General features: G+C 30.5%; 23 protein-coding genes. 22 read left to right on the top strand and 1 reads right to left on the bottom strand.

All coding sequences use genetic code 11. From position 1 onward, the window contains the following. From CJ739_RS07385 to CJ739_RS07280, 22 genes are all read left to right on the top strand, one after another. A complete protein-coding gene (locus CJ739_RS07385; protein ID WP_117173913.1) occupies window positions 1–1,686 on the top strand; it encodes a DUF6909 family protein in 1,686 nt (561 codons plus the stop codon). A gap of 14 nt (window positions 1,687–1,700) precedes the next feature. After that, complete coding sequence (locus tag CJ739_RS07380) at window positions 1,701–2,774, top strand: hypothetical protein (RefSeq protein WP_117173911.1); 1,074 nt, start codon at window positions 1,701–1,703, stop codon at window positions 2,772–2,774. A 101-nt stretch (window positions 2,775–2,875) separates the two neighbouring features. After that, window positions 2,876–3,919: a dTDP-glucose 4,6-dehydratase gene (rfbB, locus tag CJ739_RS07375; protein ID WP_117173908.1), complete on the top strand. Its 1,044-nt coding sequence runs from the start codon at window positions 2,876–2,878 to the stop codon at window positions 3,917–3,919. A gap of 81 nt (window positions 3,920–4,000) precedes the next feature. Then, on the top strand, window positions 4,001–4,345 hold the full coding sequence (locus CJ739_RS07370; RefSeq protein WP_117178811.1) for a four helix bundle protein: 345 nt from the start codon (window positions 4,001–4,003) through the stop codon (window positions 4,343–4,345). A 48-nt stretch (window positions 4,346–4,393) separates the two neighbouring features. After that, window positions 4,394–5,248, top strand: coding sequence for a glucose-1-phosphate thymidylyltransferase RfbA (gene rfbA, locus CJ739_RS07365; RefSeq protein WP_117173906.1), 855 nt, complete (start codon window positions 4,394–4,396; stop codon window positions 5,246–5,248). 5 nt (window positions 5,249–5,253) lie between these two features. Further along, window positions 5,254–5,799: a dTDP-4-dehydrorhamnose 3,5-epimerase gene (gene rfbC / locus CJ739_RS07360; RefSeq protein ID WP_117173902.1), complete on the top strand. Its 546-nt coding sequence runs from the start codon at window positions 5,254–5,256 to the stop codon at window positions 5,797–5,799. A gap of 8 nt (window positions 5,800–5,807) precedes the next feature. Further along, window positions 5,808–6,644: a dTDP-4-dehydrorhamnose reductase gene (gene rfbD / locus CJ739_RS07355; RefSeq protein WP_117173899.1), complete on the top strand. Its 837-nt coding sequence runs from the start codon at window positions 5,808–5,810 to the stop codon at window positions 6,642–6,644. Window positions 6,645–6,656: 12 nt separating this feature from the next. Then, window positions 6,657–7,775 (top strand): GDP-mannose 4,6-dehydratase, encoded by a 1,119-nt coding sequence (gmd, locus tag CJ739_RS07350; RefSeq protein WP_117173897.1) that lies wholly within the window; start codon window positions 6,657–6,659, stop codon window positions 7,773–7,775. Window positions 7,776–7,780: 5 nt separating this feature from the next. Further along, the gene (locus CJ739_RS07345) at window positions 7,781–8,821 is read left to right on the top strand and encodes a GDP-L-fucose synthase family protein (RefSeq protein WP_117173895.1); all 1,041 of its coding nucleotides are present in this window, start codon (window positions 7,781–7,783) and stop codon (window positions 8,819–8,821) included. Between the two features lie 76 nt (window positions 8,822–8,897). Beyond that, complete coding sequence (gene tagD, locus CJ739_RS20580; protein WP_117173893.1) at window positions 8,898–10,256, top strand: glycerol-3-phosphate cytidylyltransferase; 1,359 nt, start codon at window positions 8,898–8,900, stop codon at window positions 10,254–10,256. Further along, complete coding sequence (locus CJ739_RS07335; protein ID WP_117173890.1) at window positions 10,253–11,431, top strand: CDP-glycerol glycerophosphotransferase family protein; 1,179 nt, start codon at window positions 10,253–10,255, stop codon at window positions 11,429–11,431. The genes tagD and CJ739_RS07335 overlap by 4 nt, the downstream gene beginning before the upstream one ends. A 109-nt stretch (window positions 11,432–11,540) precedes the next feature. Then, window positions 11,541–12,632 carry a glycosyltransferase family 4 protein gene (locus CJ739_RS07330; protein WP_117173888.1) on the top strand — a complete coding sequence of 364 codons (1,092 nt, stop codon included), beginning with the start codon at window positions 11,541–11,543 and terminating at the stop codon, window positions 12,630–12,632. Between the two features lie 2 nt (window positions 12,633–12,634). Next, on the top strand, window positions 12,635–13,921 hold the full coding sequence (locus CJ739_RS07325) for a lipopolysaccharide biosynthesis protein (RefSeq protein ID WP_117173886.1): 1,287 nt from the start codon (window positions 12,635–12,637) through the stop codon (window positions 13,919–13,921). Between the two features lie 53 nt (window positions 13,922–13,974). Beyond that, window positions 13,975–15,366 carry an O-antigen polysaccharide polymerase Wzy gene (wzy, locus tag CJ739_RS07320; protein ID WP_117173884.1) on the top strand — a complete coding sequence of 464 codons (1,392 nt, stop codon included), beginning with the start codon at window positions 13,975–13,977 and terminating at the stop codon, window positions 15,364–15,366. A 2-nt stretch (window positions 15,367–15,368) separates the two neighbouring features. Further along, window positions 15,369–16,574: an O-antigen ligase family protein gene (locus CJ739_RS07315; protein WP_117173882.1), complete on the top strand. Its 1,206-nt coding sequence runs from the start codon at window positions 15,369–15,371 to the stop codon at window positions 16,572–16,574. A gap of 16 nt (window positions 16,575–16,590) precedes the next feature. Next, window positions 16,591–17,673, top strand: a complete 1,083-nt coding sequence (locus CJ739_RS07310; protein WP_117173880.1) for a glycosyltransferase family 4 protein — start codon at window positions 16,591–16,593, stop codon at window positions 17,671–17,673. Then, window positions 17,661–18,206, top strand: coding sequence for a putative colanic acid biosynthesis acetyltransferase (locus CJ739_RS07305; RefSeq protein ID WP_117173878.1), 546 nt, complete (start codon window positions 17,661–17,663; stop codon window positions 18,204–18,206). Before CJ739_RS07310 ends, CJ739_RS07305 begins: the two co-directional genes overlap by 13 nt. After that, window positions 18,199–19,410 (top strand): WcaI family glycosyltransferase, encoded by a 1,212-nt coding sequence (locus tag CJ739_RS07300; RefSeq protein ID WP_117173876.1) that lies wholly within the window; start codon window positions 18,199–18,201, stop codon window positions 19,408–19,410. Before CJ739_RS07305 ends, CJ739_RS07300 begins: the two co-directional genes overlap by 8 nt. A 65-nt stretch (window positions 19,411–19,475) precedes the next feature. Next, on the top strand, window positions 19,476–20,879 hold the full coding sequence (locus CJ739_RS07295; RefSeq protein ID WP_117173874.1) for a UDP-glucose 6-dehydrogenase: 1,404 nt from the start codon (window positions 19,476–19,478) through the stop codon (window positions 20,877–20,879). Between the two features lie 26 nt (window positions 20,880–20,905). After that, window positions 20,906–21,892 carry a UDP-glucuronic acid decarboxylase family protein gene (locus CJ739_RS07290; protein WP_117173872.1) on the top strand — a complete coding sequence of 329 codons (987 nt, stop codon included), beginning with the start codon at window positions 20,906–20,908 and terminating at the stop codon, window positions 21,890–21,892. Window position 21,893: 1 nt separating this feature from the next. Continuing rightward, window positions 21,894–23,246, top strand: coding sequence for an undecaprenyl-phosphate glucose phosphotransferase (locus CJ739_RS07285; protein ID WP_117173870.1), 1,353 nt, complete (start codon window positions 21,894–21,896; stop codon window positions 23,244–23,246). A 9-nt stretch (window positions 23,247–23,255) separates the two neighbouring features. Further along, on the top strand, window positions 23,256–24,035 hold the full coding sequence (locus CJ739_RS07280; RefSeq protein WP_117173868.1) for a glycosyltransferase family 2 protein: 780 nt from the start codon (window positions 23,256–23,258) through the stop codon (window positions 24,033–24,035). Here CJ739_RS07280 and CJ739_RS07275 read toward each other — a convergent pair. Next, window positions 24,019–25,380, bottom strand: coding sequence for a phenylacetate--CoA ligase family protein (locus CJ739_RS07275; protein WP_236951623.1), 1,362 nt, complete (start codon window positions 25,378–25,380; stop codon window positions 24,019–24,021). The two genes, CJ739_RS07280 and CJ739_RS07275, sit on opposite strands and share 17 nt — an antisense overlap. Window positions 25,381–25,560: the final 180 nt, after the last annotated feature.

Genomic DNA, 25,560 nt, shown 5'->3' with positions numbered 1-25,560 from the left:
ATGAGTAACAAAAAGCATCACGAAAGAACGAGAGCCCAAGAAAGCTCGAATGCCATTGAACGGATGTATATTACTATGCGCCATTTGTTTAACAGAGGATTTTATAAACCTATGGGTGTTTCGGGCGAAACACTTCGTCAATCCCTGTTGTTATTAAGACCAGAAATTTACGGTTCTATAGGCGAAGAAAAAGCAGAATTAGAGGGTTTACTTTATGTAATCGATAGATTGCCTGTTGGTATTGAAGAATGCACTTTTATAAACTTAACAAGTGATGAGGGATATTCCGACTCACATTTCAAGCCCATCATACCTGAAAAAAGACGTAGAAATTGCTACAGAATTGATGCAGAGCAAATGAATATTGAGATTACCCGAGGTCGTTCGGAAATCTATGATATTTTAACACATCTTACATTTCTTTTTATAGAATCCCATAAAATTAGCAGTCGTGTTTTAATTGATGAAAGTGGTTCTACAACCCGTGATTGGACCAAACTTGAAAATGCGGTTTTGTCAAAAAAGAAACTCACACAAGAGGAACGCGAAATAGCCATAACACATACTGCCAATATTTTAGGACGCACGTTTAACGAGTTAAGAGCTGCATATTCAGATTTTGCAACACCAACACAACCAGAACGCTTGTTGCATATTGTGTATTGGTTAGGAAAACTGGCTATAGAAGAGCAACTTAATACAAACAAACGTACCGTTACGTTTAGTCCTGTTTTAAGAGAGCGCCTGGGACATCATATTCATGGTGAAATTTGGGCAGATACCATTAAGGGCGTTCTTTACAAAAACAATTTATTGGAAAGACCAATACATATTATTAGTGCTAATATGCATAGTGTTATGAACACGCTTTATGCTCCATCAACTTTAAAAACTCCTGCATCAAAAGATGTTTATAGTGTTTATGAATCTTTAAGCAAGAGGGAAAATGATGATTTACGAAATAAAGTAACTAAAGAAGCGTTAAAAAATGGCATGATTTATATTGAAGATGCCTCGGGGACTAAAATAGATGTTCAAATTTTTGATACGAGCAAGTTAGATGTTTCAAAGTTGAATATTCAAGTCAATGAAGCCAAAATAGCATCTGAAAAACCGGTTATTTTAGTTATGGATTATGCTTTTGGAGAACAAGCTTATGAAACCATAGACGAGTTGTTAAAGCCTTATAAAGTAAAAGGACACAAAATTCATTTGAATATAGAATCTATATCCATTATGGGAAAAGCTGGTATTTTAGAAGGAGGTAAAGGTGATATCATGATTCCAACTGCCCATATTTTTGAAGGAACAGCCGATAATTACCCATTCACCAACGAACTTTTAAAGCAAGATTTAGAAGGCCATGGTATTGATGTGTATGAAGGCACTATGATTACTGTTTTAGGAACTTCATTACAAAATAAAGATATTTTAAAATTCTTTTACCATTCGACATGGCGTGTTATTGGTTTAGAAATGGAAGGTGCACATTATCAAAAAGCCATTCAAGCAGCCTCAAAAGTAAGGCGAAGTATAAGCCCTGATGTTAAGGTAAGGTACGCTTATTATGCCAGTGACAATCCATTAGAAACAGGAGCCACATTAGCTTCGGGAGGTTTAGGCACTACTGGTGTAAAACCAACCTATTTAATTACAAGAAAAATAATAGAACAAGTTTTTAATTAATAATTATTAATATTATGAGTAAAGAATTGCCACAACCAAAGCAATCTGAAGAAGTAGATTTAGGTCAATTATTTAAATTAATAGGAAATGCGTTTGATCGTTTCTTCAAATTTATTGCAAGTATTTTTATTGGTATTTATAACATATTTTTATTATTGCTAATACATATTTATAGACGTTTGGTTTGGTATGCAGCTGCAATTATTTTAGGAGTTGTTATAGGGTTTATTCTTGATAAGAATTCTGACAAACTTTATGGAGCTAATATGTTTATTGAAACTAATTTTAATTCAGCCAGACAGGTTTATGAAAATGTAAAACAGTTTCATCAATTAGCAAATATTGATAAGGATACATTAGGATTAGCTCAGAAATTAAGTATTTCCACTGATGAGGCAGTTCATTTAAAGGGTTTTTATATTGAGGCAGATGTGGATGAAAATAATATTGCTGAAATGTATTCTGGTTTTTATGAACGATTAGATTCTGTTTCTCGTTTAGAGATGACTTATGAAAGATATAAAAACTCATTAACAGCTTATAATTTTCCAATTCATAGAATTGGAGTAGCTTCTACAGATAAAAACATTTATAAAAAGATAGAACAAGCTTTCATTAAAGGCATCTCTGGAAACACCTATTTAAATGAATTGGCAAAAGTCAATAATGACATTTTAGTTAGAAAGGATTCTGTGCTTAAAAACCAAATCCAAAAAACAGATACGTTGGTTAAAGAATACTTACAGATTAGAATCAATGAATCTAAAAAAGAGCCAATTCCCGGTTCAGGCACTAATCTGTACATGGGAGATGCAGAATCATCTGGAGGAAGTTTAATGGTTGATGAGTCTAAACTTCTTGAACGACGGTTGTGGCTTGAGGAAAGAAGAAGAGTTTTGGATAGTGCTATTGTTAGGCAAAAGAATGTTGTTAATGTTTTGGCTAATTTCCCACAGTCAGGTTATGATATTAGGGAATGGTATGATAAAAAGAAATTCTTATTGCCATTAATTTTATTTGTAGCAACTCTTTTAGTGTTTACTTTTATAGGGCTGGGAAAATATTTGAATAAACAAAGTAAAAAATAGATTGTAATAAATTGAAGTGCCATGAGAATAGCATTCACACTCCCGAGGATGATTATTCAGGGTATTCTATCTGACAATTAAAAAACAATAAAAAGAAACAGATGAAGATTTTAATTACTGGAGGAGCAGGGTTTATTGGGTCTCATGTAGTAAGGTTGTTTGTTGAAAAGTATCCAAATTATCATATTTTTAATTTAGATGCCCTTACCTATGCTGGTAATTTAGAAAACTTAAAAAACATAGAAAACAAACCAAACTATACTTTTATAAAGGGAGATATTACAAACGAAACTTTTATAAACGAATTATTTGAAACACACAAGTTTGAAAGTGTTATCCACTTAGCAGCTGAGTCTCATGTAGATCGATCTATAAAAGATCCATTGGCGTTTGTGAAAACGAACGTAATTGGCACTATGATTCTTTTAAATGCATTTAAAAACACATGGAAAAACAACTTTAACAACAAGCTGTTTTATCACATTAGTACCGATGAGGTTTATGGAACTTTAGGAGAAACAGGGTTATTTACAGAAACAACTTCTTATGATCCAAGCTCGCCTTATTCAGCATCAAAAGCTAGTTCAGACCATTTTGTGAGAGCTTATGGAGAAACTTATGGCATGCCTTATGTTATAACAAATTGTTCCAATAATTATGGGCAAAACCAATTTCCTGAAAAGTTAATTCCGTTATTTATAAATAATATCATAAATAATAAACCGTTACCTGTTTATGGCGATGGCAATTATACTAGAGATTGGTTGTATGTAAAAGATCATGCCGTTGCCATCGATTTAGTTTTTCATAAAGGAAAAAACTACGAAACCTATAATATTGGTGGCTTTAACGAATGGAAAAACATCGATTTGGTTAAGTTGTTGTGCCAACAAATGGATGAAAAACTAAATAGGCAAAAAGGGACTTCAGAGAAGTTAATAACCTATGTAAAAGACCGCCCGGGACATGATTTAAGATACGCTATTGACGCCTCAAAAATCAATAAAGAATTAGGCTGGAAACCGTCGGTTACTTTTGAAGAGGGTTTAAACAAAACCATAGATTGGTATTTAAGCAATGAAGATTGGCTTGATCATGTAACGAGTGGGGAGTATCAATTATATTATGAAAAGCAGTATAGTTAACTAAAAGGTTATAAAGTTATACGGTTATATGGTTACGAGGTTAAGAAGGACAGCTTAACTATAATATAAACAATGGATAAGATGAAATCTCATAAAGATCTAAGAGTTTGGCAGGAGTCTATGGATTTTGTTGTTATGATTTATAGTATAACAGATCAGTTTCCCTCAAAAGAAGCCTTTGGATTGACGTCTCAATTACGTAGAGCCTCATTTTCAATACCATCCAACATTGCAGAAGGAGCAGGGAGAAAAGGAGGAAAAGAATTCTCTAGATTTTTATATATCGCTTTAGGGTCACTTTCAGAAGTAGAGACTCAAGTGGAAATTGCATTAAGAATCCAATATTTGGAAAATGTAGAAGAACTAAACAAGCGCATCTATTTTATTAGGAACATGCTTTCAAATCTAATAAAAAGTTTAAATTGAACAGCACTCTATAACCTCATAACTTTATAACCATATAACCCCAAAAAAATGAAAGGCATCATATTAGCAGGAGGTTCAGGAACCCGTTTACACCCACTTACCAAAGTGGTAAGTAAACAGCTTATGCCTATTTATGATAAGCCCATGATATATTATCCGCTAACAACATTAATGTCGGCAGGAATCAGGGAAATCCTTATAATTTCAACCTCTAAAGACACACCGAGATTTAAAGAACTTTTGGGCGATGGCAAAGACTATGGATGTACTTTTGAATACGCCATACAAGAGCAACCCAACGGGTTAGCAGAAGCATTTTTAATAGGAGAAACATTTATAGGAAATGACAGTGTAGCACTTATTTTGGGCGACAACATTTTTTATGGCTCTGGTCTAGACGACATGTTGCAAGCTACCGTTAATCCAAAGGGAGGGGTTATTTTTGCATATCATGTTCAAGATCCTCAACGCTATGGTGTGGTAGAATTTGACCAGCAGAACCACGTAATTTCTATTGAAGAAAAACCAGAAAAACCAAAATCAAACTATGCGGTACCGGGTATTTATTTTTACGATAACTCGGTAGTTTCCATAACAAAAAACATACAACCAAGTAAACGCGGCGAACTGGAAATTACCGATGTTAACAAAGTTTATTTAAAATCAGGAAACCTAAAAGTTCAAATTTTAGATAAAGGTACCGCTTGGTTAGATACAGGCACTTTTACATCATTAATGCAAGCCTCACAGTTTGTGCAGGTTATTGAAGAACGCCAAGGGCAAAAAATAGGATGTATAGAAGAGGTAGCTTATAAAATGGGGTATATAAATAGAATACAATTGCATAAGCTTGCAGAACCTTTACTTAAAAGTGGTTATGGCGAATACCTTCAACAATTATAAGAACTATGAAAGTTGAAGAAACATATTTAAAAGGCTGTTTTGTTATAACACCTAAAGTATTTGAAGATGAAAGAGGCTATTTCTTTGAAAGTTTCAACAAAAATGTATTTGAATCTCAAACGGGTATTAAAGTAAGTTTTGTTCAGGACAATCAATCCAAATCATCAAAAGGTGTATTAAGGGGGTTGCACTTTCAAAGAGGAATTAATGCCCAAGCCAAATTAGTGCAAGTTATAAAAGGCAAAGTACTAGATGTTTGTGTTGATTTAAGAAAAGATTCAGACACTTTCGGAAAGCATTTTTCAATTATTTTAGATGATATATTTCATAAACAATTATTTATTCCAAAAGGGTTTGCCCATGGTTTTGTAGTGCTTGAAGAGGACACTATTTTTTCGTATAAATGTGATAATTTTTACAATAAAGCATCTGAAGGAGGCATCATATTTAATGATGAATCTTTAAAAATAGATTGGAAATTAAATGAAGAAGAACTTATTATATCTGAAAAAGATATGAAACTTTCACCTTTTAAAAAGGCAAATCTTTAATTTTTTGTATGAAAGACCTGAATTTAACCACCCCAACACCCAACACCCAACACCCAACGCCCATTTTAGTAACTGGTGCTGATGGGCAATTAGGACTGACCATACAAGAATTATATGCTGGCAATAGTACTTTTGATTTTAGGTTCACTTCTAAATCTGAATTAGATATTACTAACAAAAGAGAGATTGAGTTTTTTTTTGAAAAGTATAAATTTGATTATTGTATAAATTGTGCAGCCTATACAAACGTTGAACAAGCTGAAAAAACACCCGATATCGCCTATAAAGTAAATGCCGAGGCTGTTAAAAATCTAGCCGAAGCTTGTAAAGAAACCAATACGGTTTTAGTTCATATATCAACCGATTATGTTTTTGATGGAGAAAAAAAAGAACCATATAAAGTGACCGATTTACCAAACCCAATAAACGAATATGGTAAATCGAAACTTTTAGGAGAACAACACATACAAAACACTTTAAGCAAATATTTTATTATTAGAACATCGTGGTTGTACAGTAAAAAATATGGGAAAAACTTTTACAAGTCTATATTAGAAAAAGCAAAAGTTGAAAAAAACCTTTTTATAACCAATACGCAAAAAGGCTGTCCAACAGACACCGAAAATTTAGCTGAGTTTATCTATAAATTAATAGTAAGTAGAAATGATACGTATGGAATTTATCATTTTTGTGACGAAAAAGTAATGACGTGGTACGATTTTGCAAAACAAGTTTTGCATGAAAATAATATTTTAAAACTTATAAAGCTTGTAAAAAGTAATAACTATCGTACTTTTGCAAAACGACCGATAAATTCGGTTTTAATAAAATCAAAATTGCCTTAAACAAATATTGTAATGAAAAAGAAAGTAGCCTTAATTACTGGTGTAACTGGACAAGACGGTGCTTATTTAAGTGAGTTTCTATTAAAAAAGGGATACGAGGTTCATGGAATAAAAAGAAGATCGTCTCTGTTTAACACTGATAGAATAGATCACTTGTATCAAGACCCACATGTAGAGAATCGTAATTTTTTTCTTCATTATGGAGATTTAACCGATAGTACCAACCTAACAAGAATTATACAAGAAGTTCAACCTGACGAAATATACAATTTGGCAGCCATGAGCCATGTGCATGTATCGTTCGAAATGCCCGAATACACAGCAAATGCCGATGGTATAGGCACTTTAAGGTTACTAGAAGCCATCCGTCTTTTAGGAATGGAAAAGAAAACGAGGATTTATCAAGCGTCCACATCCGAGCTTTACGGTAAAGTACAAGAAGTACCACAAACCGAAACCACGCCATTTTACCCAAGAAGCCCGTATGCCGTAGCAAAAATGTATGCCTATTGGATAACGGTTAACTATCGAGAGGCTTATGGGATGTATGCTTGTAATGGCATTCTATTTAACCATGAATCACCTATTCGAGGCGAAACATTTGTAACCAGAAAAATAACAAGAGCCACATCAAAAATAGCACTTGGGTTACAAGAAAAAGTATATTTAGGAAATTTAGATGCCCAAAGAGATTGGGGACATGCTAAAGATTATATTCGTATGATGTGGATGATTCTTCAGGCAGATGAAGCGGAAGACTGGGTAATTGCCACGGGAAAAACAACAACAGTACGCGATTTTGTTAAAATGTGTTTTAACCATGTGGGGGTAGAATTGGAATTTAAAGGCACAGGTTCTCAAGAAAAGGGCTATATTAAAGCATGTAATAATCCAAAATATCAAATAGAAATTGGTAAAGAAGTTATAGCTGTTGATGAAAAGTACTTTAGACCAACCGAAGTAGATTTGTTAATAGGTGATGCCACCAAAGCCAAAGAAAAATTAGGATGGGTACCCAAATATGATTTAGCTGCTTTAGTTGAAGATATGATGACAAGCGATATAATACTTATGGAAAAGCACCAGTACTTAAAAGATGGAGGCTACCGAATAAAAAATTATTTCGAATAATATTTATGGATAAAACGTCTAAGATATACATTGCAGGCCATAGAGGTTTGGTAGGAAGCGCTATTTTAAAAAACCTTCAAAGCAAAGGGTATAATAACATTGTTACTAGAACACACAAAGAACTAGATTTAACAAACCAAGTTGCAGTGGAAACTTTTTTTAGTAAAGAAAAACCAGACTATGTCTTTTTAGCTGCCGCTAAGGTAGGAGGTATTGTGGCTAATAACACGTATAGAGCTGATTTTATTTATGAAAATATGATGATTCAGAATAACGTGATTCATCAAAGCTATGTCCACAAGGTAAAAAAGCTTTTGTTTTTAGGAAGTACTTGTATATATCCTAAAAATGCACCGCAACCCATGAAAGAAGAGTATTTGTTAACGGATACTCTGGAATATACTAATGAGCCTTATGCTATTGCTAAAATTGCGGGTATTAAAATGTGTGAAAGCTATAATTTACAATATGGCACCAATTTTATTTCTGTAATGCCAACAAATTTATATGGACCTAACGACAATTTTGATTTAGAAAAGTCTCATGTATTACCAGCTTTAATAAGGAAAATATATTTGGCAAAATTGCTTTCCGAATCAAAGTATGATGAGGTTTTGAAGGATTTAGGAGTTGATACCATAGAAGAAGCAAAAACATATTTAAGCAAATTTGGGGTTACAGAAAACAGTGTTGAAATTTGGGGCTCTGGCAAACCAAAACGGGAGTTTCTTTGGAGTGAGGATATGGCCGATGCGTGCGTTTTTTTAATGGAAAGCCGAAATTTTTCAGACACCTATAACCACGGAGATAAAGAAGTTAGAAATACGCATATAAACATAGGTACAGGAGAAGATATTTCTATTAAAGAACTTGCTGAAACAGTAAAAAACGTGATTGGTTTTAAAGGCAGTTTGGTTTTTAATACCAATAAACCAGATGGCACCATGCGAAAGTTAACAGATGTTTCTAAATTAAATAGCTTAGGGTGGATACATAAAGTTGAATTAGAAGAAGGGATTGAAAAAGTTTATAATTGGTATAATTGAAACAAAAGAAATGACTAATTTCTTTTAATTATAATTTTGCTATATAGATAAATTATTAGTAAATAAAACACTAGAAATGAATATTTTTTTATTAGGAGGAGGGGTTTTTGGAACAGCAATTGGAAATCAATTAGCTGATAATCCACAAAATAAAATTGTTTTGTTGATTAGAAATAAGGAACAAGAAGAAGAAATAAATAAGCTTAACACCAACAAAAGGTATTTTCCTAATAAAAAATTAAACAAATCATTATCGGCCACAACAGAGGCATCAGATTTATTAAAAGCACAAATAATATTTTTAGCTATACCTTCTAAAAGAATAGCCAAAACTATAGAAGACATAAAGAAATTCATTCCAAAAGACGCATTAATTGTAAATCTATCTAAAGGAATTTTTAAAAACGGTGAAACAATAGTTGAGTATTTAAAAAAAGAATTAAACACTGTTAATGTCGTAACCATGAAAGGGCCAACTTTTTCTTCAGAATTGATAAATAATGCCCATTCAATTTTCACATTAGGGTTTAAAACAAAAGACCAGTACTTAAAAATAGAACAAGTAATTTTTAATACTAATATTCATATAGACTACACAACAGATATAAGGGGGGTAGAACTGTTAAGTGTATTAAAGAATATTTATGCTATTTTAATAGGCATTGTTGATGCTAAATATAACTCGCCAAATACAAGATTTATGATTTTAACAAAATCTTTTTCAGAAATAAGGATATTACTTAAAGAACTTGGTGGAAGAGAAGATTCATTGTTTTTGGCCTGCGGTTATGGTGATGTTGGAATTACATCTCTTAATGATTTAAGTAGAAATAGAACGTTAGGATTATTAATAGGAAAAGGGTTTTACAAATCAGGCTCTAAAAGGAATAAAGTTGTCTTAGAAGGTTTAAAAACAATAAAGCTGACGAACAGCTTATTATCGAGCGAAACAAAAAAGAGACTACCACTATTCTCTAAGTTAGAATCTTTTTTTGCAAATAAAGAATCAAACTTTGATATTCATTTTGATTCTTTAGTGGATAAAAAAATGAAAACAGTTTTAACTTATGGAACTTTTGATTTATTACACTATGGGCACATAGAAATTCTAAGGCGTGCAAAAGAGCTTGGAGATAGATTAGTTGTAGGTATTTCTACTGATGAATTTAATAAGATAAAAGGAAAGGAGTGTCAAATTCCTTATGAAAAAAGAAAAGAATTCTTAGAAGCAGTCCATTATGTAGATTTGGTAATTCCAGAATCTGAATGGGAACAAAAAATTGAGGATATTAAAAACAATGAAATTGATATTTTCGTAATGGGAGATGATTGGAAAGGCAAGTTCGATAATTTAAAAGAATATTGTGAGGTCATTTACCTGCCAAGAACAGTTGGGATTTCTACAACTAAATTAAAATCAATTATTGATAAATGATGATTTTAAAAAAATCAATTTCATTAATTTTAAAGATAGCACGAATCTTTATTAGCACGAATGATAATACAATAGTTTATCACAGTTTTCCCGATGTTTCGGATAATAGCTTTGCGCTATTTATTTATATAATTAACCATTATCCAGAATTTAATAATATTTGGTTAATTGATCATGTAAACAAAAAGCAAGACTATTATAAAACAATATCAAACTATACATCATGTTCAAATTTTTCATTAGTTAAGAAAAACTCTTTAAAAGGAGTGTGGGTCTTCTTGAAATCTAAATATATTATTCATACACATGGCTTATTTAATAAGCTCTCATTGTCAAATAAACAAGTTAATATTAATTTATGGCACGGAATGCCTCTTAAAAACATTGGTCATTTAGACAATAATAAAATTGTCCCTAAATCTCATTATCTAATCGCGACATCTAAAATATTTAAAAATATTATGTCACAAGCATTTAACATACAAAACAATAATGTATTTGTGACCGGTCAACCTAGAAATGATTTTATGTTTGAAAATAAATATAGTTTATGCCATTTATTAGGAATAAATGAAGATTTATTCAAGAAAACTATTTTATGGATGCCAACTTACCGAAAATCTGTAATAGGAGATGTTAGAAATGATGGAAAAATAGATAAAGCGAAAGATTTTTTTAGCAATAACAATTTAAACTTATTGAATAATCACTTAATAAATATAGAAACGGTTTGTTTCGTTAAATTGCATCCTATGGATTACATGAGTGTAAATGATTTCCAAAAGTATTCAAATATTTATTTTATAAATGAATCACATTTTACCGGAAACGGAGTTACATTATACTCTGTTTTAGGTTCAATAGATTTAATGTTAACAGATTTTTCGTCAATATATATTGATTTTCTATTATTAGATAAACCTATTGGTTTTGTGTTTTCTGATTTTCATGAATATTTTAATTCTAGAGGGTTTGTTTTTGAAAATCCAAAAGAGTACATGCCTGGCAAAGTAATTTCTACGATTGAAGAATTAATAATTTTTTTAAATGAGCTTTTTTTATATAAAAAAGATAATTTTAGTGAAAAGAGAAAAATAGTTAAGGATAAATTTCATGATATTACCTCAAATTTTTCAGAGAAAGTATTTAATAATTTAGTTGAGACTAATGCTTAAAAAAGTAAATCAATACCATTTTATTATTTTAAAAAAACTATCCTATTTAATTTTTATGAGCTTTTTTCTACAGCTTTTATATTTTTTTAGAAACTTTAATTATTAAGTAATGAATGTACTTTTTGTAACAAATATTCCCAGTCCATATAGAATTGATTTTTTTTCAGAATTGGCAAAATATTGTAATCTAACGATATTTTTTGAAGGTAGGAGGTCCAAAAAGCGAGCGTCTACTTTTAATTGGAATGATGATTCTATATCTTCGTTTAAGCATTATTTTTTTAGTGAATTATTTAATGAAAAAGCTATATTGTTTTCTTTAATAAAGAAAGTGATTTTTGGTCGATATGATAAGATAATTATATGTACATATAATACCAGAACACAATCGATCCTTATAATTCTCTTAAAAATATTAAAAATTGAATATTATTTTGAAACGGATGGAGGTTATGTCTCATTAAAAGAATCTAAATTAAAATCTTCAGTAAAGAAAATGTTATTTTCTGGGGCAAAAGGTTATTTTAGTACAGGTGTAGAATCGGACAAGTATTTAATTCATTATGGTGCTGAAGAAGCCAAACTTATAAGATATACATTTACAAGTTTATTTAAATGTGATATTATTCCTAAGGTTTTAACGAAGGAACAAAAATCGAAAAATAAAAGGGAATTAGGTATTCCATACAAAAAGATTGTTATTGCCGTTGGTAGATTTGTTCCAATTAAAGGTTTTGATGTACTGCTTAAAAGTTGTAAGTATTTTTCAGAAGATGTGGGGGTTTATTTTATAGGAGGACAACCGATGGAAGAGTATATTGAGATTCAAAATCAATTAAATTTAAAAAATATTAATTATGTTGGTTTTCAGACAAAACTAGATTTAGATAAATGGTTTTTAGCTGCAGATTTGCTTGTTTTGCCATCTAGAGGAGATGTATGGGGTTTGGTAATTAATGAAGCAATGGCAAAAGGACTTCCCGTGGTAACAACTAACAAATGTATTGCAGGACTTGAGCTTATACCCAACAAAGAATGTATCTTTCCTGTTGATAATTACAAAATTTTAGGAGAAATTATTAATAAAATAATAAATAATGAAGATTATTCAAATAGATTGAGTAATCTTAATTTAGCAAGAGTAAAGAATATAACTTTTGAAAACATGGCAATAGATCACTTGAAAGAATTTAGTAAGTGAGAATGAAAAAAAGCATTAATAAGAAATTTCACAATTATTTTTCATCTTTATTACAAAGGATTTGTTTATTATTATCGCAATTATTATTGATACCTACTTTTATAAGTGTTTTAGGGGTTGATTTATATGGTGAGTGGCTCATATTAACAACAATCCCTAACTATTTATTGTTGAGTGACTTTGGGTTGCCCTTAACGGTTACAAATGAAATATGTAGACTTATAAGCCTTAAAGAATATAAAGCACAGGAAAAATTGTACAAAAGTACCGTAAGTTTTCTTGTTTACATAGGTTTGTTTCTTTTGGTTGTTTTTTTTATTATGAGTAGCGTTTTAGATTTTTCCAAAATATTTAATTTAAAAAATATTTCGAATCATTATGCAACTCTGATTATAGGTTGGTTTGTGTTTAATGTTTTTTTCTCTTTAATATTTCGAGTTACAATTGGCTATTTTAGAGCTTTAAACTTATTTCATAAGCACGAGTATTTTTTGGCACTGACTCTTTTTTTAGATTTTGGAGTAACATTATTAACACTAAAAATTCAGGCACCACTATATTATATTCCTATGATGATGGTAATTATAAGGATTTTGGTTATGATAATAATTAACATTACATTATATAAAAACAATTTTTATAAATTTGGTTTTACAACAGATTGTAGTAGAACCATTGAGTTAATCCCTGTTTCTTTAAAGCTTGGTTTTTTTCAATTTGGTACGGCGCTTTTTATACAAGGTTGTACATTGTTAGTTGGAATTATATTAGGATCGGCAAGTGTAGTGGTGTTTAACACTATAAGAACAATAGTTAATTCTATAAGAGCATTTATTGGTATTATTTATATCCAAACTATGCCTGAGTTTACAATATTAATTAGTAATAATCATTTAAATGTGGCATTGGTTAAAATGAAAAGGTTAATATTGTTAGTTTCTGTAATATCTTTAATCTCTTGTTTAGGATTATATTTTTTAAGAGATATTATTTTTAAATTATGGATTAAGAAACCTTTTTTGTATAATGATTTATTTATGGTTTTTATGTTAGTTTCAATTTTTTTCTACAATATTTGGAATGCAGCTAGTATGTTACCAATGTCTATTAACAAAATGAATACGTTGGCATTATATCCGATCTTGGGTGCTATACTTTTGATTATCCAGTATTTCACTATAACAAAAAATGGTCTTGTTGGTTTATCGTTTAGTTTTATAATAATGGATTTAATAATGCTTATTTTAGTTTTAAAGCTAAATTTTAAAATCTTAAAGCTAAATTTTTAAAAGTTTAATTAATTTTCAACTGAAATGATTTTTTTAAACCACAATTAGAATAAATGAAAACCAGACTTCTTTTTCTAACAGTTTTTTTATTAATTTTTATTGTTTTTTTGGTAGGCAATAATATTCCTTTTGAGCATAGAGTTTTATTTATGGTTAATTTTTCAGTTTTGTATTTTTTTACAATACTTTATATGTTTAACCATAAAGAGTATTCTCCTTTTATTGCTTCATATATAGTTTTTTCATATCTTTTTTTTATTATAGCTCCTATTTTGCAAATCGATAGTTTTTTTGCTGAAAACAATAAACGATTATTTAATGGGCTTAGATATTCAGATGAGCTTATTCTAAAAACCAATGTTTTAATAATATTATTCAATTCGGTTTTTTTTTTAGTTTATTTTTCACTTATCAAAAGAGAGTCATCCCCAATTATTATTAAATTTAGCCCAAAAATTCCATTTTATATTCTATTATTATTTGTTTTGAATATAGTAGTGTTTATTTGGAAATTAGATTACTTGATTGAAAAGATCAGTTTAACCTCCTTTTCGTCCATAATTAGCAAGAGCGAGGGAATTATTAATGCTAAGTTTTTGTTTTATTTACCATTAGCCCCATTAATATTGGGCATAGATTATATAAAAAGAAATTGGAGACATAGAAAACTTAACTTTTATATAATTGTAATAATTGTAGTACTGTTATTATTATTATTATTATTATATAAAAATCCGCTAACAGCTAAAAGGAATGCATTAGGACCTATTTATATAGCTTTAATGTATTTTGTTTATTCTAAATGGATTAATAGCAATTTTAAAATTTTAGTAATTTTATTTTTTAGTCTAATTGTTATTTTTCCTGCAACTAGTCTAATTACGCATTCCAATAAAGCTTTATCTGAAATGTCTTTTAAAGAAACGTTCACAGTAGAGCATATAAGCGAGAGTATTTCTTCCCAATTAGTAAGTTTAAACTTTGATGCATTTATGATGGTTGCAACCACTATAGATTATACGGAAAAAGAAGGGTTTGCTATGGGAACACAACTATTACCATCATTATTCTTTTTTATACCTCGAGCTATTTGGAAAGATAAACCTATAACTACAGGAGAATTGATGGGAGAGCACATACAAAAATATCATGATGAAAGTAGATGGTTTCATAATTTAGCAGACCCTTTGGTTGCTGAGTCTTATGTGGATTTTGGTTTTGTGGGAATTATTTTATTTGGAATTCTTTTAGCCCTGATTTGTTTGAAGTTTGTTAATTGGTTAAAATCAAATGACCCTCTTAGGCAATTTGCTGCATTTTATTTTGCTATACATTTGATATTTTTACTAAGAGGAGACCTTACAAATGGCTACGTGTATTTTATATTACCTTTTTTTGCTTTTTATGTATTTCCTAAATTTATTATGAAAATATTTAAATTATAATAATGGATAATAAAAGAGATTATATTCTTTTTCTAATACTTTGTTTAAATGCTTTAATAATATTATTTCCAAGCAATTTTAAGTTTATTCCAATACTTCTTTTAGGGGGATTTTCTATCAAAGTTTTTTTTGAAAGAAGAAAAATGGATTATCACTTTTTTGTTTTAAGCTCACTACCTTATTTAATTTTAGTTTTCGGTATGTTATATACTGAAGATATATCGTATGGAATAAAAAGATTAGAAACAGGTGCTTCTCTAATTATTTACCCTTTATTTTTTTCATTGCTTTCAAAAGAAATGTTGAAAATACAGTTAGACAGATATGGTAAAAATATTTTTACTGTCTTTGTAGTAGGGACTTTAGTTTTTTCATATTCTATTTTTATTTATTTTGCAATTACAGAAAATAGAGGGTTAACATATTTAATTCAGCATTATAATACGTTAATTGACCAATCAATTAATTCGAAATATCAGATACACTCTATTTATTTAGCTTTGCAAGTTGGGATTAGTATCATCTTTTCTGTTTTTATACTTTTTAAGTATAAGAATAAGTTTGATTTGATATTTGCGATACTTTGCGTTTTGTTATCAGTTTTCTTACTTATTGTTATGAATAAGAGAATGGCTATAATAGCTGTTGTTTTTGTAGGAATTATTATGCTTTTTGTAAACATTAAAAAGTTAAAAAATAAATTCTTGTTTCTGTTTTTTGGAGGTATTTTTTTATTACTTATTAGTCTTGGTGTTGTTCTGTTTCCAAGATATAAGGGGTATAATGGTTTTAAAGAGTTTTCCAATATAGAAAATACTATAAATGATTCAACAACATCAATAGGAAAAAGGGTTTTAATATATAAAAAAGCTTATAATTTAGTAATCAAGGAACCCATTTTAGGTTTCGGTACTGGAGATGCAAATGGTATTCTTTCCAAAACAGTAATTAATAATAACGAAAATATTAATTCTCATAATCAGTTTTTAAGTTATTTGATTTTAACAGGTTTATTGGGCTTTCAATTATTTTTATGTTATATGTTTTGTCTATTTAAAGAAACAATAGCCTCTAGAGATTTTTTGTTTTTAGGTATATTACTTTTCTTTGTTTTGAACATGTTATCTGAGAACATTTTAGAACGAGAAGCAGGAGTAATTTGTTTTGCATTTATATGTAATTTGTTTTTAAGAAAAAACTTTAATTAACGATTTAGACTTTTAAATGAAAGAGAGAATATTATTAATAGGCCCATTCCCCTCTCCAATTTCAGGAGTAAGTTTAGCAAATGAAGTGTTAAAGTGTGGTTTAGAGAACAAAGGAAAACAAATAGGAATTATTAACACCCAAGTTCAAACGGATATTAAAGGAAATACAGGAAAATTTAGTATAAATAAAATATTGTTTTTTTTTAAGGTCTATTTAAGCTTATATAAAATTCTTTTTTTTGATATAGTTAATATTACTATAGGGCAAACTTTTTTTGGAGTATTAAAGTACTTACCTTTTTTATTGGCAGCAAAAATTTTTAAAACTAAAACAGTTATTCATTTGCATGGAGGTTTTTTAAAGAATGAATATGAAAACCAAAAAAGTCTAAAAAAGAAGCTGATGTTATTTACTTTAAGACAATTTGATTATGGTATTGTTCTTTCAAAATCATTAAAAGAGCATCTTTCATTTTTTTTAGATGGAGAAAGAATATTTATATGTAAAAATTTTTTTGAAAGTAGTTTGAAGTCAATGGATAAGGAGGAAAAAAATTATGAAGAGCTTAGACTTATTTTTTTAAGTAATTTAATTGAAGGTAAAGGCATTAATCTATTATTGGAAGCATTGGAAGGTATTGATCCAAACACAATCAAGGTAAAAGTTGCTGGTAATATCACTCCAGAAAATAAAATTGTTGTTTCAAAAATGGAACGGTTTTCTAATTTAGAATATTTGGGAGTTGTATCAGGAAAAGCTAAAACAGAAATGCTATCGTGGGGTAATGTATTTTGTTTACCTACGTTTTATAGTCGAGGAGAAGGACAACCCATCTCAATTATTGAAGCTATGGCTTTTGGTAATTTAATTTTAACAACAAAACACGGGGGAATTCCAGATATTTGCACGGATAATAATGCTATTTTTGTTGAGAAGAATAATGTTAAGGATTTAAAATCAAAAATTTTATTTTTAATATCAAATAGAATAATGTTGAAGAAAAAAGGGGAGTTAAATAAAGTTTATGCAGAAAAGGAATTTGCAGAAGATGTTTTTGTTGAGAATATGATTAAAATTTTCGATAGATGTTTGAGTTAAGTAAATTTCAACTTCCTTCAAATTTTAGAGGCAGATCATCAATTACTGTACAATTTTGGTGGTTTGTTCAGGCGAGCTTGTTTGGATGTTCTCCTCAATTTATGTATGGGTGGAGGCGTTTTATTTTGAGGTGTTTTGGCGCGAAAATAGGAAAAGGTGCTATTATTCGCCCTTCTGCACAAATAACCTATCCATGGAAAGTTACAATTGGTGATTATAGTTGGGTTGGGGATGAAGTGGTTCTTTATTCTTTGGGAGATATTGAGATAGGTAATAACACCGTTATATCACAAAGAAGTTACATTTGTACTGGCTCGCATGATTATACAAAAATTGATTTTCCAATTTATTCTAAAAAAATAGTTATAGAAGACGCATGTTGGTTGGCTACAGATGTCTTTGTGGCACCGGGTATAACTATCAAGCAAGGAACAGTAGTTGGGGCTAGAAGTTCTGTATTTAAAGATTTAGAGGCATTTTCTATGTATGCAGGTTCACCAGCAAAATTTATAAAGAAACGAGACGTTGAGTAAAAAAATAACAATCATAGGCATAAATTATTACCCAGAAGATAGTGCTATTGGCCTATACACAACCCAAAAAGCAGAATATTTAGTAAAAGCAGGGTTTCATGTTACGGTAGTTACAGGGTTTCCATACTACCCACAATGGGAAATAAGAAAAGATTATAAAACAAAACCCTATTTATTAAAAGAGACTATTAATGGTGTAAACGTTTTAAGAAGCAAACAATATGTTCCTAGAAATCCAACATTTTTTAAACGCATCATACATTTAACAAGTTTTACCCATGGGAATTTCATAAATTTATTTAGAATATCAAAACCAGATGTTGTAATAGCAATCATTCCTTTTACAACATCGGCTTTATTGGGGTGGTTTTTAAAGCTAAGATACAACTCAAAATTATGGGTTCATATTCAAGATTTTGAGTTTGATGCTGCAATAGACTCTGGATTGCTTAGCGGAAAAGCAAAAACAGTTTTTAATGGGTTGTTATGGATTGAGAAGAAACTATTATCTAAGGCAGATGTTGTTTCAACAATAAGCCATGGAATGATAAACAAGCTACAAGAAAAAACAAAAGTAAACACATATTATTTAACAAACTGGATAGACATTTCGTTATTTGATACAATTGAAAATGAAATCCATCCATATCTAAAATCCGATAATTTTAAAATACTATATTCAGGGAACATAGGCGCTAAGCAAGATTGGGAGCTGTTTTTTAGTTTTATTAATGAATTAAGAAATATAAAGAACATCGAGGTTGTTGTAGTCGGAGAAGGCGCAGAAAAGGAAATGGTAATTAATAAACTAAAACGGTTTAGTTTTGTTAAACATTTCAACTTAGTCCCTTTTGAAGAGCTACCTCTATTATTATCCAGTGCGGATTTACATATTTTGTTTCAAAAGACAGATGTGATTGACACGGTCATGCCTTCTAAATTATTAGGCATGATGGCTAGTGGAAAACCATCTATTGTGACTGGTAATTTAAAAAGCGAAGTGGCTACCATTTTTAAGGAGTCTGAGGCGGGTTACTATTTTAAGGGAAATTCTATAAATGAAATTATTAAGCACGTTAATTTATTAGTACATAATAAGGATTTATCTAGGCATCTTGGGAAGAACGCAAAGCAGTATGTTAACATGAAGTATTCTCAAAAAGAAGTCTTAGATAAATTTATAAGAGAATTATTAAAAATCTAAGTAGTTGCTTTTAATCTTATTTAAGAGCATATATTTGTATTCTATAATTATTTTAGAAAGTATAAATGACCATTAAAAACATATGCTGCATAGGCGCAGGTTACGTAGGAGGACCAACCATGGCAGTGGTGGCACAAAAATGCCCACATATAAAGGTAACCATTGTAGATATTAATGCATCAAGAATAGCGGCTTGGAATCATGAGGATTTAAGCAAACTACCAGTTTTTGAACCAGGTTTAGACAACATTGTTGGTGAGGCACGTGGGCGAAATTTATTTTTTTCAACGGATGTAGATAAAGCTATTGACGAAGCGGATATGATTTTTATCTCGGTAAATACCCCAACTAAAACCTATGGAAAAGGAAAAGGTATGGCAGCCGATTTAAAGTATATAGAATTATGTGCCCGTCAGATAGCCAAAGTTTCCAAAAGCAATAAAATTGTGGTAGAGAAATCAACATTGCCCGTTAGAACGGCATCCGCAATAAAGAACATTTTAAATCATACAGGTAATGGCGTTCAATTTCAAATACTTTCCAATCCTGAGTTCTTAGCAGAAGGAACAGCGATAGAAGATCTTTTAAATCCAGATAGGATATTAATTGGAGGAGATGCTAGTATAGAAGGGCAAAAAGCCATTCAGGCACTGGTAGACATCTATGCAAATTGGGTTTCTAAGGAGAAAATTCTAACCACAAATGTGTGGTCATCAGAGCTGTCCAAATTAACAGCAAATGCCTTTTTAGCACAACGCGTATCGTCTATTAATGCGATGTCCCAACTTTGTGAAAAATCCGGAGCCGATGTTAATGAAGTTTCAAAAGCTATAGGAATGGACTCTAGGATAGGCTCTAAATTCTTAAAAGCATCTGTTGGTTTTGGAGGGTCTTGTTTTCAAAAGGATATTCTTAACTTAGTTTATATAGCTAAAACTTACGGATTAAATGAAGTTGCCGATTATTGGGAACAAGTTATTATAATGAATGACCATCAAAAGCAGCGTTTTTCTGATAACATAGTAAGTACGCTCTATAATACAGTTTCAGGTAAAAAGATAACGTTTTTGGGCTGGGCATTTAAAAAAGATACAAACGATACACGTGAATCTGCGGCTATAAAAGTAGCAGATAATTTGTTGAGTGAGCAAGCCAATATTTCTGTTTATGATCCCAAAGTAGTTGAAGAGCGTATTTATGCAGACTTAGACTATTTAGGGACAAGAAGCGAAGACGAAAATAAATCATTATTAACAGTTCATAATAATCCTTATGAAGCCAGTAAAGAGTCTCACGCTATTGCTGTTTTAACAGAATGGGATGAATTCAAAACCTATAATTGGCAGAAGATTTATGATGACATGTATAAACCTGCTTTTATTTTTGATGGAAGAGGAATTTTAGACATTAAAGCACTTGAGAAGATTGGTTTTGTATGTTACAAAATTGGAAGTGGAGCTAAAATTTAATAACTTGTTTTTAACAAACAAATAAAATGAAGAAGGTTTTAATTACCGGGGCAGCAGGATTTTTAGGGTCTCATCTATGTGACCGTTTTATAAAAGAAGGGTATTATGTTATTGGAATGGATAACTATATCACTGGTGATAAAAAAAACCTATTACATTTAGAAAACAATCCTAATTTTGCTTTTGTAGAACACGATGTTACCAAATTTGTAAAAATTGATGGTAATCTAGATTACATCTTACATTTTGCTTCACCCGCAAGCCCCATAGATTATTTAAAAATACCCATTCAAACATTAAAAGTAGGCTCTTTGGGCACGCATAATTTGTTAGGTTTAGCAAAAGCTAAAAAAGCTAGAATACTTATTGCTTCAACCTCCGAAGTTTATGGAGATCCATTGGTGCATCCACAAACTGAAGACTATTATGGCAATGTAAACACAATAGGTCCCAGAGGTGTATATGACGAAGCAAAACGATTTCAAGAATCCATAACGATGGCTTATCACAGGTTTCATGGTTTAGAAACACGTATTGTACGTATTTTTAACACCTATGGACCAAGAATGAGGCTTAACGATGGACGTGTAATTCCTGCATTTATGGGGCAAGCCCTTAGAGGTGAAGATTTAACGATATTTGGAGACGGTTCCCAAACACGTTCTTTTTGTTATGTTGATGACCAAATAGAGGGGATTTATAGGCTATTATTAAGCGATTATTCGTATCCTGTGAATATTGGAAACCCCCATGAAATTTCCATAAAGGATTTTGCTGAAGAAATAATAAAACTTACGGGAACAAATCAAAAAATAGTTTATAAAAAATTACCAATTGACGATCCTTTACAACGACAGCCAGATATTAGTTTGGCTAAAAAATTGTTAAATTGGCAACCAACAGTTGAACGAGAACAAGGGATGAAAATTACTTTTGATTATTTTAAAAGTTTAACAGCAGACGAGCTTTATAGAAGTGAGCATAAAGATTTTACAAACCATATAAAGAAGTAAATTGAACTATAGACAAGGAAGATATTCGGGCTTTATAAAGCCATTATTTGGTTTTATCGATTTGGTAATACTAAACGGTTCTATTTTTATTTTTCAAATTAATTTAAATGATATAAATCTATTTGGTGCTTATATTTCTGTTTTATGGATAATTATAGCTGTAAAAAATCATTTTTATGAAATTCAAAGGCATACAAGAGTAATACATATTGTACAGCTCTTATTTAGTCAAATTATTCTTTTTGCTGTTATATTATATGCTTACATAGGGCTTTTTAAGCAGCCAAATATTAGCAGGCTTGCTTTGGGTAATTATTTACTACTCGTTTCGTTGCTTATTTCTAGTTTAAAATTTTTAAACTTCTTTTTATTAAAAAAGTATAGAGCCATATTAAGAGGGAACACAAGAAACGTTATCGTTATTGGCAAAAACGAAAAAACAAGACAACTAATAAAAACATTTAATACAAGATTGGATTTTGGATATAAATTTAAAGCTCAATTTAGTGTTAATGATGAGGGTTTTTCTTTAGATAAATGTTTTAATTATATTATTGAAAACAATATAGATGAAATATATTTTTCTATTGCTGAATTATCAAATAAACAAATCAATAATTTGATAGATTTTGCAGATAACAATTTGAGGGAACTTAAATTTATTCCGGACAATAAAGATATTTTTTCCAAAAAATTAAAATACGAGTATTACGATTATATACCTATTTTATCATTAAGAACCATTCCGCTACAAGAACCGGTAAACAAATTTTTAAAGCGCTTATTTGATATTTTGTTTGCATCATTTATAATCATTTTTGTTTTATCTTGGTTAACACCAATTCTAGCGATTTTAATTAAATTGGAATCAAAAGGCCCTGTGTTTTTTAAACAATCTAGAAATGGATTCAATTATGATGAATTCTATTGCTACAAATTTAGATCTATGACTCCTAGCAAAGAAGCTCATTTACTTCAAGCAACAAAAGGAGATCAAAGAATCACAAAAGTAGGAGCCTTTCTTCGTAAAACGAGTATTGACGAATTGCCACAATTTTTTAATGTTCTTTTCGGAGAGATGTCCGTTGTCGGCCCTCGCCCTCATATGGTTAGCCATACCAATATGTACGCACGAAGAGTCGATAAATTTATGGTACGCCATTTTGTTAAACCAGGCATAACAGGATTGGCACAAGTAAGTGGATATAGAGGCGAAGTAGAAACCGATAAAGACATTATTAACAGGGTTAAGTATGATATTTTTTATGTTGAAAACTGGTCGTTATTATTGGATATAAAAATAATTGTGCAAACATTCTTAAACGTTTTAAAAGGTGAAGAAAAAGCATATTAACCACAAATTTTGAAGCCACTAGTTTCTATTATAACACCCATGTTTAATTCTGAAGCTTATATTTCAGAAACCATACACAGCGTTATAAATCAAACTTACACCAATTGGGAATTACTGTTAATAGACGATGGTTCTCACGATAAAACGATTGCAATAGCAAACCAATTCATTGCCCAAAAACCAAACATAAAACTGCTTAAAAATAACGCCAATTTAGGCGCGACAATTTCTAGAAATAAAGGTATTGAACAGGCTAAAGGTAAATATATAGCCTTTTTAGATGCTGATGATTTATGGAAACCTAATAAGCTCCAAATACAAATAGAGTTTATGGAAGCCCAAAATTGTGACGTTTGTTTTAGCAGTTACGAACAAATTGACGAAACAGGAAAACCTCTTAATAAATTAATAAAAGCGTTACCTGAGTTAACTTATCAAAAATACTTAAAAAGTAATTACATTGGTAATTTAACAGGCATATATAATGCGAAGGTTTTAGGCAAAATAAAAGCGCCTAGCCTACGGAAACGACAAGACTGGCTATTATGGTTAGCAGCCGTTAAAACATCTGGGAAACCCGCTAAAGGCATTGAGGAATCGTTGGCGTATTACAGGGTTAGAAAAGACGCGATGTCTTCAAAAAAAATCAATCTTTTAAAATATAATTATTGGGTGTATAGAAAAGGGTTGGGCTTTTCAAGCTTAAAATCTGTTTACTATATGCTAATTTTTTTAAGCGAGCATTTCTTTGTAAAATCGAAACAAGTTGTTTCTATAAATAAGACTTAAACTGTTTTAATTTTCCTCTGCTAGAACGTTCTAAAGCTGTTCTTCTTTCAAAAGAAACGGTTAAATTAGGTTCTAAATATTTGGTTATAGCGGCGTTAATATTTACTAGTTTTTCTTTTGAAAGCTCATGGTTACTTACATAACTTATCTTAAAAGTATCCAATTTTAGTTGCTCGATAATAAATTCTTTAACATTGCCATCATCTTCAATAACGGTTTTTGTTATGTAGTAAAAGGTTAGGCCAGCTGCTTTTTTTCCGCTAGGTAACTTTACAACATCGTTCGTTCTGCCAATTAAAGTTTCCAGAATGGGTTTATTTGGGGTACTTTCTTTTGAAAGCATACCAATATCGCCTAAATCGTATCGAATAAACGGATGTGCCTTATTATAAAACGCTGTTACAACCACACGCCCTTCTTCGCCGTAAGGTAAAACCTGATCGTTTTCATCTAGAATTTCAACATACAAATCTTCTGTATTTACAACCCATTTATTTTTAGTGTTTTGAAAAGCAATCAAACCCAATTCAGCGGCACCATATTCATTAATAATGGGGACACCTAAATGTGTTTCTAGCAGCATTTTATCTTCTTCAAAAAGCATTTCAGAAGTTACAATACAGACTTTTAATGTTGGACAAATAGCTTTTAACACGAGGTTCTTCTGCTTCAAATACTTAGCAAATTGAACAATCGAACTCGTATAACCATTGATGTAGTCAAACTTAGTGGTTTTGAATTTGATCAGATTCTTTTCAAATTGTGCATCACTTAAATCAAATACCGAAAACCGATAGCGTTTGCTTAAAAAATCCTTAAAGCGCTCTTTGTAATAGCCTGTTTTATTTAAAGGAATACCATAAAATCGGGCTTGTTTCGAGGAGTTAAAATCTAAATGAAACCAACGATATCGGTCAATAAATCCAGCCCAAGTAAGGGCGTGACAAAATGTGTCCTTGGTAAAAATAAACGGATCGCCAGAAGATCCAGAAGTCTTATTTAAATAAACATTTTTTTGTGTAAAACCTTCAGAAAGCCGTTCCTTTAAAGGCTGTTGCAAGTGGCGTTTGCTCATTACAGGAATGCTGTTCCAATCTTGCGGATTCACATCTTTTGCAAAGGTTTTGTAGAAGGAATTATGCTTTATATGAAATTCAACAATCGCTTCCTTTTTTGCTTCAATATAAGAACTTAACTCAGTATCGGTTTTCTGCTGAATAGTTTTCAAAACAGCTTGAGCCTTTTTAATAGGAAAGCCATTAATATTTAAAGAAATATGGAATAAATTCAAGGTAAAACATAATTTTTGTAAAGTAAATAAAAAATATTCGTGAATTCGTGCCATTAATTTTATTTTTGCAGTTGAAAAAACACTGAGGCTGTCTAAAAAGTCTAGTTCGATGTCATATTGAGCTTGTCGAAATAGTTTAATTACTGGTAATTAATATCGGTTTCGACAAGCTAAACCTGACAAACTAAATTTAAAAAACTTTTTAGACAGCCACGAACTTTAATTTATCATTCC

The organism is Mariniflexile sp. TRM1-10 (assembly GCF_003425985.1).
Taxonomy (GTDB): domain Bacteria; phylum Bacteroidota; class Bacteroidia; order Flavobacteriales; family Flavobacteriaceae; genus Mariniflexile.
The sequence above is the reverse complement of the archived record's forward strand: the minus strand, read 5'-3'. Positions and strand labels throughout refer to the sequence as shown.